This is a genomic window from Rhizobium arsenicireducens (assembly GCF_964021225.1).
Genome location: NZ_CAXHYK020000001.1, coordinates 797954 through 814072 on the forward strand (window position 1 = coordinate 797954; position 16119 = coordinate 814072).

Annotated in this window: 19 protein-coding genes; 7 read left to right on the top strand and 12 right to left on the bottom strand. The window is 60.9% G+C overall.

Going from position 1 to position 16119, the window contains the following annotated elements; translation table 11 throughout:
- The first annotated feature begins 3 nt into the window (after positions 1–3).
- From ACWPVA_RS03745 to ACWPVA_RS03755, 3 genes are all read left to right on the top strand, one after another.
- Positions 4–1272 (top strand): cytochrome b, encoded by a 1269-nt coding sequence (locus ACWPVA_RS03745; RefSeq protein ID WP_454286393.1) that lies wholly within the window; start codon positions 4–6, stop codon positions 1270–1272.
- Positions 1273–1297: 25 nt separating this feature from the next.
- Positions 1298–2176, top strand: a complete 879-nt coding sequence (locus tag ACWPVA_RS03750) for a cytochrome c1 (RefSeq protein WP_454286394.1) — start codon at positions 1298–1300, stop codon at positions 2174–2176.
- A 123-nt stretch (positions 2177–2299) separates the two neighbouring features.
- Positions 2300–2842, top strand: coding sequence for an adenine phosphoribosyltransferase (locus tag ACWPVA_RS03755; protein ID WP_454286395.1), 543 nt, complete (start codon positions 2300–2302; stop codon positions 2840–2842).
- A 69-nt stretch (positions 2843–2911) separates the two neighbouring features.
- Here the strand turns inward: ACWPVA_RS03755 and ACWPVA_RS03760 are convergent, their stop codons facing one another.
- The 4 genes from ACWPVA_RS03760 to ACWPVA_RS03775 form a co-directional block, all read right to left on the bottom strand.
- On the bottom strand, positions 2912–3070 hold the full coding sequence (locus ACWPVA_RS03760) for a hypothetical protein (protein ID WP_454286396.1): 159 nt from the start codon (positions 3068–3070) through the stop codon (positions 2912–2914).
- 129 nt (positions 3071–3199) lie between these two features.
- Positions 3200–3679, bottom strand: coding sequence for a glutathione peroxidase (locus tag ACWPVA_RS03765; RefSeq protein WP_454286397.1), 480 nt, complete (start codon positions 3677–3679; stop codon positions 3200–3202).
- A gap of 12 nt (positions 3680–3691) precedes the next feature.
- A complete protein-coding gene (locus tag ACWPVA_RS03770) occupies positions 3692–4159 on the bottom strand; it encodes a MaoC family dehydratase (protein WP_454286398.1) in 468 nt (155 codons plus the stop codon).
- Positions 4156–4632 (bottom strand): MaoC family dehydratase, encoded by a 477-nt coding sequence (locus ACWPVA_RS03775; protein WP_454286399.1) that lies wholly within the window; start codon positions 4630–4632, stop codon positions 4156–4158. Before ACWPVA_RS03775 ends, ACWPVA_RS03770 begins: the two co-directional genes overlap by 4 nt.
- Positions 4633–4803: 171 nt before the next feature.
- Between ACWPVA_RS03775 and ACWPVA_RS03780 the strand changes: the two genes are divergently transcribed.
- A complete protein-coding gene (locus ACWPVA_RS03780) occupies positions 4804–5010 on the top strand; it encodes a YgaP family membrane protein (RefSeq protein WP_454286400.1) in 207 nt (68 codons plus the stop codon).
- 89 nt (positions 5011–5099) lie between these two features.
- On the opposite strand, the gene ychF is transcribed toward ACWPVA_RS03780, so the two are convergent.
- Complete coding sequence (ychF, locus tag ACWPVA_RS03785; RefSeq protein ID WP_454286401.1) at positions 5100–6203, bottom strand: redox-regulated ATPase YchF; 1104 nt, start codon at positions 6201–6203, stop codon at positions 5100–5102.
- 188 nt (positions 6204–6391) lie between these two features.
- Between ychF and clpS the strand changes: the two genes are divergently transcribed.
- Positions 6392–6703: an ATP-dependent Clp protease adapter ClpS gene (clpS, locus tag ACWPVA_RS03790; RefSeq protein ID WP_454286402.1), complete on the top strand. Its 312-nt coding sequence runs from the start codon at positions 6392–6394 to the stop codon at positions 6701–6703.
- Between the two features lie 19 nt (positions 6704–6722).
- On the opposite strand, the gene ACWPVA_RS03795 is transcribed toward clpS, so the two are convergent.
- From ACWPVA_RS03795 to ACWPVA_RS03825, 7 genes are all read right to left on the bottom strand, one after another.
- The gene (locus ACWPVA_RS03795; RefSeq protein ID WP_454286403.1) at positions 6723–7421 is read right to left on the bottom strand and encodes an oxygenase MpaB family protein; all 699 of its coding nucleotides are present in this window, start codon (positions 7419–7421) and stop codon (positions 6723–6725) included.
- Positions 7384–7650, bottom strand: a complete 267-nt coding sequence (locus tag ACWPVA_RS03800) for a hypothetical protein (RefSeq protein ID WP_454286404.1) — start codon at positions 7648–7650, stop codon at positions 7384–7386. Before ACWPVA_RS03800 ends, ACWPVA_RS03795 begins: the two co-directional genes overlap by 38 nt.
- 68 nt (positions 7651–7718) lie before the next feature.
- Complete coding sequence (locus tag ACWPVA_RS03805) at positions 7719–8177, bottom strand: N-acetyltransferase family protein (RefSeq protein ID WP_454286405.1); 459 nt, start codon at positions 8175–8177, stop codon at positions 7719–7721.
- 4 nt (positions 8178–8181) lie between these two features.
- Entirely contained in the window at positions 8182–8901 is a 720-nt protein-coding gene (gene pth / locus ACWPVA_RS03810) for an aminoacyl-tRNA hydrolase (protein ID WP_454286406.1), read from the bottom strand.
- A 94-nt stretch (positions 8902–8995) separates the two neighbouring features.
- Positions 8996–9712, bottom strand: coding sequence for a substrate-binding periplasmic protein (locus ACWPVA_RS03815; protein WP_454286407.1), 717 nt, complete (start codon positions 9710–9712; stop codon positions 8996–8998).
- 30 nt (positions 9713–9742) lie between these two features.
- On the bottom strand, positions 9743–12118 hold the full coding sequence (locus ACWPVA_RS03820) for an EAL domain-containing protein (RefSeq protein WP_454286408.1): 2376 nt from the start codon (positions 12116–12118) through the stop codon (positions 9743–9745).
- Positions 12119–12350: 232 nt separating this feature from the next.
- Complete coding sequence (locus ACWPVA_RS03825; protein WP_454286409.1) at positions 12351–12965, bottom strand: 50S ribosomal protein L25/general stress protein Ctc; 615 nt, start codon at positions 12963–12965, stop codon at positions 12351–12353.
- Between the two features lie 463 nt (positions 12966–13428).
- Here ACWPVA_RS03825 and ACWPVA_RS03830 point away from each other — a divergent pair, with 463 nt between their 5' ends.
- Complete coding sequence (locus tag ACWPVA_RS03830) at positions 13429–14388, top strand: GAF domain-containing protein (protein ID WP_454286410.1); 960 nt, start codon at positions 13429–13431, stop codon at positions 14386–14388.
- Positions 14389–14527: 139 nt separating this feature from the next.
- Complete coding sequence (gene adh, locus ACWPVA_RS03835) at positions 14528–16042, top strand: aldehyde dehydrogenase (protein ID WP_454286411.1); 1515 nt, start codon at positions 14528–14530, stop codon at positions 16040–16042.
- Positions 16043–16119 lie beyond the last annotated feature (77 nt).

Consider the following 16119-nt stretch of genomic DNA (forward strand, 5'->3'; position numbering starts at 1 on the left):
AATATGAGTGATCATTCCAGTTACCAGCCGTCGAGCGGCCTTGAGAAGTGGATCGATTCGCGGCTGCCGCTGCCGCGCATGATCTATGACAGTTTTGTCGCCTATCCGGTTCCCCGCAACCTGAACTATGCCTATACCTTTGGCGCCATGCTGTCGGTCATGCTGATTGTGCAGATCCTGACCGGCGTCGTTCTGGCCATGCACTATGCCGCCGAAACGAGCGTCGCCTTCGTCTCGGTCGAGAAGATCATGCGTGACGTCAACAACGGCTGGCTGCTGCGCTATATGCATGCCAACGGCGCTTCGTTCTTCTTCATCGCCGTATACCTGCATATCGCCCGCGGCCTCTACTACGGTTCCTACAAGGCGCCGCGCGAGATCCTCTGGATCCTTGGCGTGGTCATTTACCTCCTGATGATGGCAACCGGCTTCATGGGCTATGTTCTGCCCTGGGGTCAGATGTCCTTCTGGGGCGCGACAGTCATCACCGGCTTCTTCACCGCCTTCCCGCTGGTCGGCGAGTGGATACAGCAGTTCCTTCTGGGCGGTTTCGCCGTCGACAATCCGACGCTGAACCGCTTCTTTGCGCTGCACTACCTGCTGCCGTTCATGATCGCCGGCGTCGTCATCCTGCACGTCTGGGCCTTGCATGTCACCGGCCAGACCAACCCGACCGGTGTCGAGGTCAAGTCGAAGACGGACACGGTTCCGTTCACGCCCTACGCGACCCTCAAGGATGCCTTCGGCGTGTCGGTCTTCCTGATCGTGTTTGCCTGGTTCATCTTCTACATGCCGAACTATCTCGGCCATCCCGACAACTACATCATGGCCGATCCGCTGAAGACGCCGGCTCACATCGTTCCAGAGTGGTACTACCTGCCGTTCTACGCGATGCTGCGGGCGATCACCTTCAACGTCCTGTTCATCGACTCAAAGCTTGGCGGCGTTCTGGTGATGTTCGGTGCGATCCTCGTGCTGTTCTTCCTGCCCTGGCTCGACACGTCGAAGGTGCGTTCGGCGGTCTACCGTCCGTGGTACAAGCTGTTCTTCTGGATCTTCGTCGCCAATGCCATCATGCTCGGCTGGCTCGGGTCGCGTCCGGCGGAAGGCTTGTATGTCACCCTGTCGCAGATCGGCACAGCCTACTATTTCGGCTTCTTCCTCGTGATCATGCCGTTGCTGGGTCTGTTCGAGAAGCCACGTCGCATTCCGAACTCGATCACCGAGGCGGTTCTCGAAAAGAGCGGCAAGTCCGCTGACGCAACCGTCTGATCGCTGCGATAGAGGGAAAACAAAGATGAAAAAGCTTGTCACAAGCATCGCTCTGATCGCAGGCCTGACCGGTTTCGGTGCCAGTGCTACGCTTGCTGCAGAAGGTAGCGACCTTGCCGCTGCCGTCGAACATGCGGCGGCCGCGAGCCACTATCCGATCCTCAAGCCGCATAACCTCGACTGGAGCTTCGCCGGCCCGTTCGGGAAATATGACAAGGGCCAATTGCAGCGCGGCCTGAAGGTTTACAAGGAAGTCTGTTCGGCCTGCCACTCGATGTCGCTGGTTCCGTTCCGCACGCTGTCGGATCTTGGTTACTCCGAGGATCAGGTCAAGGCGTTCGCGGCCGAGTACGAGGTGCAAGACGGTCCGAATGCCGACGGTGATATGTTCACCCGCACGGCTGTTGCGTCCGACTACTTCCCTTCGCCCTTCCCGAACAAGGAGGCAGCGGCTGCCTCCAACGGCGGGGCCGCTCCGCCGGACTTCTCCCTCATCGCCAAGGCGCGCGGTGTGGAACGTGGGTTTCCGACCTTCGTCTTCGACATTTTCACCCAGTACCAGGAAGGCGGCGCGGATTATATCTACTCCCTGCTGACCGGTTACCAGGATCCGCCGGAAGGTGTTGAAGTGCCGGAGGGCACGTATTTCAACCCGTACTTCGTCGGCTCCGCCTCGCTCGCCATGGCTCCGCCGATCTCTGACGATCAGGTGGATTATGACGACGGCGCACCACAGACGGTTGATCAGTATTCCAAGGACGTCTCCGCATTCCTGATGTGGGCTGCCGAGCCGCACCTCGAAGACCGCAAACGCACCGGTTTCATGGTGATGGTGTTCCTGGCGATCTTCACCGCGCTCATCTATCTGACGAAAAAGTCGGTCTACGCCAACAAGGAGCACTGATCCCTTCCGGGACCAGAGCTTGAATTGAAAAGGCGACCTTCGGGTCGCCTTTTTGTTGGTCTGGATTTGCCAGACTTGATAGTGTCCAGCGTCATCTCCCATAAACTCTCCAATGGACCCAACATGAGCAATTTTGCCCTGGAGCTTGCATCCTCGATCCGCTCCATTCCCGACTATCCCAAGCCGGGCATTATCTTCCGTGACATCACTACGTTACTTGGCAATCCGCGCGCCTTCCGGCGCACCGTTGATGAACTGGTGCAGCCCTATGCTGGCCTCAAGATCGACAAGATCGCGGGAATGGAAGCCCGCGGCTTTATCCTCGGCGGGGCCGTTGCGCACCAGCTCTCGACGGGCTTCGTGCCAATCCGCAAGAAGGGCAAGCTGCCCCATGAGACGGTCAGCATTGCCTACAGCCTGGAGTACGGCATCGATGAGATGGAAATGCACATCGATGCCGTTGAGCCGGGGCAGAAGGTCATTCTCGTCGACGACCTGATCGCGACCGGCGGTACGGCCGTCGGCGCCGTGCAGCTGCTACGCAAGATCGGTGCGGATGTGATCTCCGCCTGTTTCGTCATTGATCTTCCGGATCTCGGCGGCCGCAAGAAGCTGGAAGCCCTCGGGGTTGAGGTCCGCACGCTGGTCGAATTCTCCGGCCACTGAGATACTAAAACGGTAGCGAGCACCTTTCAACCGAAGATGCCCTAAGCGGCGCCTCGGGCAGTCGTTTGTTCAGCGATTGCCGTCCTTACCGTTGCGGACGACGGTCCCGGCGGATTGGGGATCCTTCCCTTCATTTTCGCGGGCGCGCGTTTCGGGCCCGGCGACGATGATCCGGTGATCGAGATCGCCCTTGTCTTCGGCTTCCTGCTGTCGCTTGTCCTTGTGCATCGTCAGCTCCTGTTCTTGTCAAACACAGGGTAGAACGAGTGCGGCATCGGACAGTTCCATCGGTGATAGCGGGCCGGAACATTTGTCGGCAGGCGGAAGGGCGCGAACGGCGTCGCGCCCAGCAATTGGTCACGCGGTGAGCGCCTTGCGGATGTCGTCCTCCAAAGTCTCCGGTTTCGTCGCCGGTGCATAGCGCGCAATCGGCTCGCCGTTACGGCCGACGAGGAACTTGGTGAAGTTCCACTTGATTGCCTCGGTGCCGAGGATGCCCGGAACCTCATGCGTCAGGTACTTGAACAGCGGATGCGCGCCTGCACCGTTGACCTCGACCTTGGCAAACAGCGGGAAGCCGACCTGATAGTTCAGTTCGCAGAAGGCCTTGATCTGCTGTTCGTCGCCGGGTTCCTGGCCACCGAACTGGTTGCAGGGGAAGCCGAGGACGACGAGATCCGCAGCATAGGTTTCCTGCAGCTTCTGCAGGCCTTCATACTGGGGCGTGTAGCCGCAAGCGCTGGCGGTATTGACGACCAGCACCAGTTTGCCGGCGAAGTCCGAAAGCGGGCGATCCTTGCCGTCGATGTCAATCGCGTGGAAATCGTGGAGGTTCACGGGGCATCGCTCCTATTCGAATTCGAAAATCTTGGTCTTGAAGCGCAGGACGGTTTCTCCGTTCTGGTTCTCACCTTCACCGAGGCCGACATTCAGCATCAGCCCGGGGCGTGATGCCAGAGGCCGGCTCTCCAGGCTGGTCAGACTATAGGTGATCGTGTCTCCGGCATAGACCGGCTTTAACCACTGCAGTTCCTCGAAGCCGGGGGAGGGGCCGAGACGCGGAGGAACCGTCCCCTCATCCATCAGCCTCTTGATCTCGGCGCCCCAGAAATCGACGAAGCAGCGCATCCATCCGGCACAGGTATGCCATCCCGAGGCGCAGAGCGCGCCGAATACGTAGGATTTTGCCGCCTCGGCGTCGGTGTGGAACGGTTGCGGATCGAATTTTTCTGCGTAACGGATGATGTCCTCGGCGGTGAAGATCCGCGCGCCGGTCACGACCTTGTGGCCGGCGGGATAGAGCTCGATCAGCTTCATGCGGCATCCCCCGTTTCACTCGTATCACGCCGGCGGAACATGATCGAATTGCGCGAGCGCAGGACGATCTCGCCTCGCTGGTTTTCCAGTTCGTGGTTCAACGTGACGATACCGATATGCGGCCGCGAGCGCATCGGTCGGGCACCCTCGACTGTCGAGCGGCCCTTCAGGGTGTCGCCAGCCAACACCGGCTTCTTCCATTCCATCAGGTCGATACCCGGCGCGCCCTCGGAGACGGAGTCAAGCAGGTAGGAATTGATCATCATCCGCATGAACATGCTGCTGGTGTGCCAGCCCGATGCCGAGAGGCCGCCGAGGATGCTGGCCTTGCCGGCCTCCTCCGAAAGATGCATCGGTTGTGGGTCGAATTCCTGCGCGAATTCGATGATCTCCGAGGCGCTGACTGTCTTCGGTCCAAGCTCGAACGCGCTTCCGACGCGGAAGTCTTCGAAATGAAGTTTCGGAGATGGCATGCGACGTTTCCTTGTAGTCGTTTCAGTGTAGAATGATCAGCTTGAAGGGCAATTACAAGGAGTGCCGGCGTTTGGTTTCGAACAGGCGTCGTTCCTGGCGGAACCGCGCGCGCGGCACGCAGACATCCAGAGACCTTCCTGTTGAAAACCAGCCCCTGAAAGGAGATTGCCATGCTCGCCAAGAATGTCGGATCAATCGATCGTATCCTACGCATCATCGTCGGTCTCGCTGTGCTGTCGCTATTCTTCATCTATCCAGACGCCTCGTGGCGCTATTGGACGCTGATCGGCATCGTCCCCTTGCTCACTGGGCTCCTCTCGACCTGCCCGCTCTATTCCATCTTCGGCATGTCGACCTGCCCGATGAAGAAGGTCTGAGACCGACGCCACGGCGCAACGAGAAACTGCCGCCCGTCGAGTGAAGGGCGGCAGCGCAAAGTCTTTCGTGATATGTGGTCCAATCCGTCTCAGGTGTTGAAACGGAAGTGGATCACGTCGCCGTCCTGGACGACATATTCCTTGCCTTCGTCGCGGCCCTTGCCGGCTTCCTTGGCGCCGACTTCACCCTTGAAATTGATGTAGTCGTCATAGGCGATGGTGAAGGCGCGGATGAAGCCGCGCTCGAAATCGGTATGGATGACGCCGGCGGCGGCCGGTGCCTTGGTGCCACGCACGATGGTCCAGGCGCGGCACTCTTTCGGACCGACGGTAAAATAGGTGATGAGATCGAGCAGGTGGTAGCCTGCACGAATCAGGCGGTCGAGGCCGGCTTCTTCCAGGCCGAGCGCGGAGAGGAATTCCTTAGCTTCGTCTTCCGGCAGCTGCGCCACTTCGGATTCTATCGCAGCGGAGATGATCACGCACTCGGCACCTTGCTCGGCGGCCATCTTGGCGACGGCCTGGGTGTGGGCATTGCCATCGACGGCGTCGCTTTCCGCGACGTTGCAGACATACAGGACCGGATGCGAGGTCAGGAGGTTCAGACCCTTCAGGACCTCGATTTCGTCGTCCGCCAGAGTTTTCAGCAGCAGACGGGCGGGCTTGCCTTCATTCAGCAGCTTGATGACGGCTTCCATCACCGGCAGTTGGGCGAGCGATTCCTTGTCCTTGGAGGCGGCGCGCTTGCGGGTCTGGTCAACCCGGCGCTCCAGGCTCTCGAGGTCTGCAAGCATCAGCTCGGTCTCGATGGTCTCGGCGTCGCCGACCGGGTTGATGCGGCCCTCGACATGGGTGATGTCGTCGTCCTCGAAGCAGCGCAGCACGTGCACGACGGCATCGACTTCGCGAATGTTGGCGAGGAACTTGTTGCCGAGGCCTTCGCCCTTGGATGCGCCGCGCACCAGGCCGGCGATGTCGACGAAGGAGATGCGCGTCGGGATGATCTCCTTGGATCCGGCGACGGCCGCGAGCTTCTGCATGCGTGGATCGGGAACGGCGACTTCACCGGTGTTCGGCTCGATCGTGCAGAACGGATAGTTGGCGGCTTGCGCCGCCGCCGTCTTGGTCAGCGCGTTGAAGAGAGTGGACTTGCCGACATTGGGCAAGCCGACGATACCGCATTTGAAGCCCATGGCCAGAATACCTGCTTAGCTTGGAATTTTCGTTGCCCACGCCTATGGGATAAAGGAGGCAGGCGGTCAAGTGTTTGCACCATCCCGGCCAGGTGCGCGAAGGTCGACGGCGGCTGGCGGATGCCCTATTATGCAAAAGCTGGGCCGGCGACAGAGGCCGGTCTGAAGTCATCGCAAGAGAGGTTCCGATGACGGGCGACGATGCTGCTCTCAAGCCGAAAACCGTGACCAAGCCGAAGCCTGAAAGGCCAAGGCTCTATAAGGTCTTGCTGCTCAACGACGACTTCACACCACGCGAATTCGTGACACTGGTGTTGAAGGTGGTCTTCCGCATGAGCGAGGAAACCGGCTACCGGGTAATGATGACCGCACACAAGTTCGGTATGGCCGTGGTGGTCGTCTGTGCCAGGGATATCGCCGAAACCAAGGCGAAGGAGGCAAACGATCTCGGCAAGGACGCCGGCTTTCCGCTGATGTTCACGACTGAGCCGGAGGAATGATCCGGACGCTCTCGGGGGCTCAGGGCCGCCGGCGGTAGAGGTATGTGTCCGGAAGCCCGAGGCGGCGACAGGCCTGGACCGGTGCGGACGATGGAAGCATAATGCGTTCGGCGCCGTAGGCGGCCGTCTTCACCAGCGCGCGTTGCATGGGCGTCAGGGACCAGGACTGCCGAATCCCCAGCCTGTCGCCCACCCAGGCGGGCAACAGCTCGACCGCAGCCGCGATGAGCAGTTTCTGCAAGAGTCGCAGGGTTGCCGGAAGGACTTGAACCTTGCCGACGATATCGAGGAACTCGAAGACAATCTCGGATTTCGCAAGCCGCGAGCGCATTACGTCGAACAGCATGTTCAATTCGGAGACCGAGGCTGGTGCGTTGGTCGCGCCATAGAGGTCGGCGGCAGCCTTGCCTTCTGCGAGGAAGCGGTTGCGGGCCTCGTCCGAAAGCGGTTGGGCATAGCGATGATAGGCTTCCATGAAGCCGTAGGCGGCGGTGGCCTGTACCCAGTCGAGCAGGATCGGATCGTCGGCGCGGTAGTGCTTGCCCTCGGTCGTCAGGCCGGTCACCGAGCCGTGGCGGCGATTGACCCCCTCTATCATCGCTTCGGCCCTGCTGCGCGCGCCATAGACGGTGATCATGGCGGCAAGGCCGGTGCGTTGCATGCGGGTCAGCGCGTCGGTTCTAAAGCTGCTGTGTTGCCAGAACTCCGTCGCGAACATGGGGTTCGGCCAGTTCGAGCAGGACGGCGGTGATGCCGCCGATGAAGACCGTGACGGGGTTCTTGAACACCTGCCAGGAAACCGAGTTCGCCGGCACCAACGCCGGTTCGCCTGCGGGTGCGGAGAAATCGAAAGCCATGCCCTTGGGCTGGGACAGGCTGAGGGCAAAGAGATCGAGTCTGCGGCTCAAGGGGCCGGGCAGGGGCAGGGGTGAAAGGGCGAGTCGCATAGGTGGCCTCCAGGGCTGGTCAATGCAGGAAGAGCCGACCTTGTTCCGCCCGCCCAGGCGGGCGAATTCTAGCGGGGTGGTATCCGACGTACCTCCAAGCCGTGTTTCGTCAGGTCGAAGCCGCAGCTCCTGTAGAAGTCGAGCGTGCCGGGCCGCGTTCCACCCGTCTGCAGCCGAACCGTATAGCAGCCGGCGCCGAACGCCGCATTGATCGCAGTCTTGACCGTCTGGCGTCCAAGGCCGGTGCGGCGATGCGCTCCGTCGGTCACGACGTTCTCGATGAAGGCATAGGACATGCCGCCACGGGTGAGATTGGGCACCACGATCAGGACGCATGTGCTGGCGAGAACGCCGTCGACGAAACCACCGAACACGGTGAGGCCTTCGCGCTTCAGTATCTCGCCGAAACGTGTCTCGGCCAAGGCAGGAGAGAGCGGCAGGTCGCCTTCGATCAATTGGGCATAGAGCGCGAGCAGGCCTGCGAGGTCGCGCTGTTGTAGGGGCCGGACCTCGACAGGCATCGGCATCGGATCAGTCGTCCTTCTTGCCGAACATGCGCTTCAGCATCTCGGCCATCGGCCCGGTCTCGGGCAGTTTTTTGGGCTGGGCCGTGTTGCGGGCCTGGCGGATATGCGACTGGCCGGCCGGCTTTGCCGCCTTGACCGGGGAAGGGGCTTCCTCCTTGCCTCCGGTGGCGAGCGCAAGCTTGTTCATCAGCTTGCTATCGTCACCCTTCACCAGCAGTTCGACATTGTCGGAGATGGCGTCGAGCAGAGGCTCCAGCCAGATGTGGTCGGCCTTGGCGAAGTCGCCGAGCACATGGCTGTGCACGCGGTCCTTGTCGCCCGGATGGCCAATGCCGAGGCGCAGCCTGCGGTAGTCCTTGCCGCAATGGGCGTCGAGGGATTTCAGGCCGTTATGGCCACCATGCCCGCCGCCGACCTTGATGCGGACCTTGCCCGGCAGCAAATCGAGTTCGTCATGCAGGGCGATGATGGCACCGGGACCGAGCTTGTAGAAACGCATGGCCTCGCCGACCAATTCCCCGGACAGGTTCATGAAGGTCTGCGGCTTTAGCAGCAGAACCTTCTCGCCGGCGATTTCGCCTTCGGCGATCTCTGCCTTGAACTTCTTCGCCCAGGGCGAGAAGGAATGGCGCCGGTGTATGGCGTCCACCGCCATGAAACCGATGTTGTGGCGGTTCGCCTGGTATTGCGCGCCGGGATTGCCGAGCCCCGCTATGATGATCATGTGCCGTGTCCGTCGATGGTGAACGTGGCCCCTCAGCACCGCGAAACGGCGGCGTTGTCAAGCCGGTTTGCCGGCCGGCGCGGGCAAGAGACGATCAATTGCCGCTCGGCATCTTGTATTTCTCGAAGATTGCCTTCTGCCTCCCATCGGCGATCAGCTTGTCGAGGCCGGCCTGCATCTCGACGAGCAAAGCATCCGGGAAGTCGATGTTGCAGGCGATGGAGAACTTCTGTTCGGAAAGGATGAAGAGAGCCTCGATCGCGTTTCCCTCGGCCTTCAGGTCCTCATAGTATTTTTCGGAGATCGGCATCAGGTCGATCCGTCCGCTCATCAGCTTCTTGAAAGTGAGCTTCAAGTCGGTCGCGAGATCGATTTTCGGGAAGGCGTTCCGTTCAAGCAGGTCTTGAGTGTAGTCATTGCGCTGGGTGCCGACGACGTATTGCCGCGCCTCCTCAATAGAACGTGGCTTGATGCCGGATGCCTTGTTGGCAATCATTACATTGCGGTCGATGGCGAGTGGCTCAACCCATTTGAACCGCTTGTCGCGTTCGGCGATGTGGGCGGTGGTGAAGACGCAGTGCGTCTTCTCGCTCTCGGCGAGCTGGAGCGCCCGCGCCCAGGGCATCATTTCGATCGTGTAGTCCGCCTTGACGTCTTTCATCAGGCTGACCGTCTGTTCGTAGCCGACGCCCCGATATTCCCCGCCTTCGCGGAAATTATAGGGCGGGTAGTCCTCGGTGGTGAAGTGGATGGTCTCTGCGCCGGCGGCGCCGGCGAATGTCATCGACAGGAGAAATGCGGCGATCCTCATAGGCACTTTCCTTCGCGACATCGGGGATGCTCAGGTGATTGAGCGTCCGCGTTTTGATGAACTCTTCAGGGTCTCGATCAACTGGTGGACAGGCTGGGGGCGAGCGAACAGATAGCCCTGGCCGCGATCGACGCCGAAGCGTCGAAGAATTTCGTGCTGCTCCTCGGTCTCAATGCCTTCAGCAACCACCGAGCATTCCATCTTGTGCGAGATTGCGGTGATGCCTTCGACCAGCATGCGGCTCTTGTGCTGAAGCTCCGGCTCTTCGGTCGAGAGCGAGCGGATGAAGGACTGGTCGATTTTGACGATGTCGACGGGAAATCGGTTGAGGTAGCTGAGAGAGGAATAGCCGGTACCAAAATCGTCAAGCGCGATGCGGCAGCCGAAACGGTTGAATTCATCGAGAATGGTGCGGATCTGCGGATTGTCGTGCAGCAGGGTTGCTTCGGTAATCTCGATGACGAGACGGTGCGGCGCGATGCCGTAGCGGGAGACCAGCGCCGCAAGCCGGATCGGCAGGGTCTGCTCGAACTGCAAGGGCGAGAAGTTGATGGCGATATAGGCGTCGTTGTCCCCGGTCGCCTGGGAAATCACCACGAGATTGGCGAGTGCTTTCTCCAGAATGCGGTTGCCGATGCGGGTAATGGCGCCGGTCTCCTCGGCGATCTTTATGATGTCGCTGGGGGGAATGGTACCCTTTTGCGGATGCTCCAGCCGCAGCAGAGCCTCGTAACCGACGACAGAGCCGCTTGCGAGATCGACGATCGGCTGGAAATAGGCCTCGAACCAGTCCTCTTCGAGGGCGATCTCAATGTCGCGTTCGATGGCTGCACGCTGGCGCGTATTGTCCTGGATCAGCGGATCGTAGAGCAGGGCGCCATTCTTGCCGTCACGTTTCTTGCTGTACATGGCCATATCGGACTTCTGCAGCAGTTCGGCGGCATTGCTGGCATGACGCGGATAGAGTGCCACGCCGATGCTGGCACTCAGGCGGACCGTGGCGCCGTGCACGTGCAATGGCTCATCGAAAATGGCGCAGAGGCGATGGCTCAGCTCCAAGGCGTCATGCTCGACCTTGGCCGACCGCAAGAGGACCGCAAATTCGTCGCCGCCCAGGCGGGCCGCAACTGCGCCCGACGGAAGCAGCGGGCGCATCAAATCGACCAGCATGCGCAGCACCGTGTCGCCGGCCTGATGACCGAGATTGTCGTTGATCCATTTGAAACGGTCGAGGTCGACGAAGATGCAGGCAAGTTCTCCATCCATCTCGTCGGTTTCGCGGATCTCCGTGTCGAGGGCGTTTTCGAAACCCTGCCTGTTCATCAGGCCGGTCAGATGGTCCGTGATTGCCTGGCGGTGATTGCGCGCCTCGGATTGCTTCAGGGCCGTCACATCGGTCATGACGCTGAGCGAGAGGCCGGTCTCGCCGGCGTTGCCTTCCTTGTTCGCTTCGACGATCAGCACGTCCATCAGATTGCCGTCCGCACAAACGAATTTGCTCGTGCTCTCGACGACCGCGTCCTCGCGGCTTCTTCGCCGTTTGCGCTCGAGATAGGCGGCGCGCGCGTCCTCTTGCACGAGTTCAGCGAAACGCTTGCCAAGCACATCGCTGCGCTCGTAACCGGTGGCCAGCAGCCAATAGTCGCTGACGCCGGTGATGCGGTCCTGCTCATCGAGCGAGAACAGCATGGCGGGTGTCAGGTTGTAAATATTGGTGGCGCGCCGATGGGCAATCTTCAGCTCCTGCTCCTCCTGCTCGAGCTGGATTTGCATGGCATTGAAGCTCTTCGCCAGCCGGCCGATCTCGTCGTTGGACTGCCAGTCGACATGATGACGCGAACCGAGTTGACGCGTCGCCTCGATCGCTGCGGTGAGCTTCATTAGCGGCTGAATGATCATCAGGCGGTTGCCGAAGATCGCAGCCAGAACGAGGCCCAGCACGGCGACAATGAAGATGCCGATCAATATGGCTTCGGAATCGCGCAGCGAGGAAAGAGCATCGAAGCGGCCATAATAGATGGTAATCGTTCCCACCTGCCTGCGACCGTCGATGCCCTGATAGAAAATCTCACGTGACTTGGATTCCACGCCGCTTTTAGGCCAGGTCGGCAGGGGCGGCATGGAGACATTTATACCGCCCGAAAGATCGCGTACCTGGACCTTGCTCACGGCATTTGCAGAGACGATCGTCGTGGCGATCTGCTCGACGCTTTCGCGGTCGAAGTCCCACAACGGCTTGGCCAGCGCCTGGGAGTTCGTGGCTAGCAGGATTTCCACGTGATCCTGCAATTCCTTGGCGGCGCGATCCGATGAGAGGGAAAGAAACAGGGCAAAGAGCGGCACCACCAGGATGAAGACGGTGGTGGCGACGATCGCCAGGAATCGCCTCTCGATCGACCGGGTCATGCCGCGGTGGCTCCATCACATTTATGACGGCCTTCGATCCCAGCCAAGACGATATGCATCCCCGATGCCCCTTAAGATGAGGATGCATGCTGGCACGTATTGATTAAATCTCGTTAAAGGATAGCTCGTAAATCTTGTACAAGCTGAAATTGCCAAAAAAGTCCGGAGACAAAAAAATCCCGCCTCCGGGAGAGGCGGGATCAATACGGGGCAATCGTTTTTCCGTATCAGATCAGGCTTCTTCGCCCTCTGTACCTGCTTCGCTTTCTTCGGACAGACCGCCCGCAGGAGCGACGATCGTGGCGATCGTGAAGTCGCGGTCGGTGATGACCGGGCTCACGCGTGCCGGCAGCTTGACATGCGAGATGTGGATGCTGTCGCCGATCTTGTGGCCGGCGAGATCGACCGTGATGGATTCCGGAATGCCGTTGGCCGGGCAGTGCAGTTCCACCGTGTGACGAACGATGTTCAGAACGCCACCGATCTTGATGGCCGATTTCTCTTCGTTGATGAAGTGAACCGGAACTTCGACGGTGACCTTGCTGTCTGCCGAGACGCGCAGGAAGTCGACGTGCATGGTGAAGTCACGGACCGGATCACGCTGGTAGTCCTTCGGCAGGACGTTGATCTTCTCGCCGTCGACATTGATCACAGCGACAGTGGTCATGAAACCGCCTGCGTGGATGCGCTTTGTCACTTCGTTGGTGTCCAGCGAGATGGCAATGGGGGCCTGCTTGTCACCATAGATAACAGCGGGAATCAAACCGTTGCGGCGAAGTTCGCGGGAGGACCCCTTACCTACCCGTTCGCGTGCTACGGCCTTGAGCTCGTAAGAAGAGTGGCTCATGGCTTTTCCTTTCAAGTTGTCTGGAGAGTCTCGCATGCGCTAATCTGTGGCGCCTGTCGAAACCGGGGCTCCCGAAGGAACCTCATCCGCGTTGCCTCCAAGGGTGTCTACACGGACGGGCGCGCTATAGAACAGAAGTGCCGAAAAGGCAAGCTCCGACCGGGGTATTCCCCCAAATGCGCTGGTTTCGCGCTATCTGGGCCGGCTGATCGCTCGACCGTGCCGGGTGGGCGTCACGAGGCGAACCGGAGGCCCGCGTTAAGCTCACCGATGCGAGTGGAGGGTACCCCACTGGGTCGCGTGTCGTCCGAATGCGCCGTTCCAATGCGTGGGACATGCCGGCTCTCGATATGTGTCTCAGATTTGCGACAGATTGTGCGGCGAATGCGCGAACCGCCTTGTCTGGGACAATCGCGATTGAAAGATCTCTCCTTCGCATGCATGATCGCTTTGGGAGGAGCCGATGCGCCAGCAATCCAGCCACTCGGACTTGGTCTATGCAACCGCGTCACAGCATTCCGCGGCTGCGAGTTCGCCCATCGCCGCCTCCTGGCGGCGCTGCCTGGACCTTCACCAGCTTGCACCGGAAGAGGGGCGCAGGCCCGTCCTCGTCGACGAGGCGGCATTTCGCGACGCCCGCGAGCGCATGGAACATCTCGTCACGGCCTGCGCCGACGAGGTGGACCGTCTCTACCAGACCGTCGGCCGCTCGGGTTGCTGCATCGTGCTGTCCGATCGCGACGGCATCGTGCTCGACCGGCGGGGCGCTGCCGGCGACGACGCCGACTTTCGCGAGCTGGGTCTGTGGCAACAGAATCTGTGGAGCGAGGCGAGCGCCGGCACCAATGGCATTGGCACGGCGCTCGCCGACGAGCGCGCGGTGATCATTCATCGCGATCAGCATTTCCTCAGCTCCAACATCGAACTGAGCTGCGCGACGGCGCCGATCCGCGACCACAGGGGGCGCGTGACCGCAGCACTCGACATCTCCACCTGCCGCAGCGACGTGACCGAGATGACGCTGTCGATCCTGTCGCATGCGGTCCGCGACGTTGCCGCCCGCGTCGAGACGATCCTTTTCCGCCAGGCCTTCCCCGGCGCGCGCATCATCATGGTGCCCAGCGCTCATGCCGCGACCGTGGCCCTCATCGCCGTCGACTGTGACGACCTCATTCTCGGCGCGACGAAAGCGGCGCGCGCCGCGTTGAAACTCGACGACCAGCGCATTGCCCAGGGCCTTCCGGCTGCCGATGCCCTGCGCGAAAGCAGGGGCGAGGCGAGTTCCGATCTCGACTGCGCCGAGCGCGCGGCGCTCAGGCGGGCCTTGTCGCGCACCAACGGCAATGTCTCGCAGGCGGCCCAGATTCTCGGCATCAGCCGCGCCACCCTGCATCGCAAGATCAAGCGTCTCTCGCTGCAATAGGCCGCGGTTTCCCATATGTCGCATTTCTGAAACAGTGTGCATTGCGGTATGGGCCGGGGTCCCTATCGCTCACGGTCTTTGCAGGCAATCATCGTCTCACGGGTCCGCTGGAGGGACCTTTCTCAGGGAGGATGACATCGTGAATATTCAGGTTCAGACCGTGGCGGGTACGCCTTTCAAACTGAAATACGGCAACTTCATCGGCGGGCAGTGGCGCGATCCGGTCAACGGCCGCTACTTCGACAACATCACGCCGGTGACCGGCGGCAAGCTTTGCGAGGTCGCCCGCTCGGACGAGCACGACATCAACCTCGCCCTCGATGCCGCCCATGCCGCCAAGGACAAATGGGGCCGGACTTCGTCGACGGAACGCTCCAACATCCTGATGAAGGTGGCGCAGCGGATGGAGGACAATCTCGAACTCCTGGCGCGCGCCGAGACCTGGGACAACGGCAAGCCGCTGCGCGAGACCATGGCCGCCGACATTCCGCTGGCGATCGATCATTTCCGCTACTTCGCCGCCTGCATCCGCGCCCAGGAGGGCACGATCGGCGAGGTCGACCACGATACCATCGCCTATCACTTCCATGAGCCGCTCGGCGTCGTCGGCCAGATCATTCCGTGGAATTTTCCGATCCTGATGGCCGCCTGGAAGGTCGCTCCGGCACTGGCCGCCGGCAATTGTGTGGTGCTGAAGCCGGCCGAGCAAACTCCGGCCTCGATGCTGGTGCTGATGGAACTGATCGGCGACCTGCTGCCGCCGGGAGTGCTCAACATCGTCAACGGCTTCGGGCTCGAGGCCGGCAAGCCGCTGGCCACCAGCCCGCGCATCGCCAAGATCGCCTTCACCGGGGAAACCTCGACCGGCCGGCTGATCATGCAATACGCCAGCCAGAACCTGATCCCGGTCACGCTCGAACTGGGTGGCAAGTCGCCCAACATCTTCTTCGAAGACGTGATGCGCGAGGACGACGACTATCTCGACAAGGCGCTGGAAGGCTTTGCCATGTTCGCGCTCAATCAGGGCGAGGTCTGCACCTGCCCGAGCCGCGCGCTGGTGCATGAAAAGATCTACGACCGCTTCATGGAGAAGGCGCTGAAGCGCGTTGCCGCCATCAAGCAGGGCGACCCGCTCGACATGTCGACGATGATCGGCGCCCAGGCATCCAGCGAACAGCTGGAGAAGATCCTGTCCTACATGGATATCGGCCGGCAGGAAGGCGCCGAAGTGCTGATCGGCGGCGAGCGCAACAACCTCTCCGGCAATCTCGGCGGCGGCTACTACGTCAAGCCGACGGTGTTCAAGGGTCACAACAAGATGCGGGTGTTCCAGGAGGAAATCTTCGGCCCCGTGGTCTCGGTCACCACCTTCAAGGACGATGCCGAAGCGCTCGAAATCGCCAATGACACACTCTACGGTCTCGGCTCGGGCGTTTGGAGCCGCGATGCCAATCGCTGCTACAATTTCGGCCGCGACATCCAGGCCGGCCGCGTCTGGACCAATTGCTACCACGCCTATCCGGCCCATGCAGCTTTCGGCGGCTACAAGCAGTCGGGCATCGGCCGCGAGACGCACAAGATGATGCTCGACCACTACCAGCAGACCAAGAACATGCTGGTATCCTACAGCCCGAAGGCTCTCGGCTTCTTCTGATCCGACCATCTCCACAGGCAAGAGGCTTGTTGCCCCCGCTTCAGCCTCTTGCCGTCCCTCTCCCTGCTCTGGCAGGG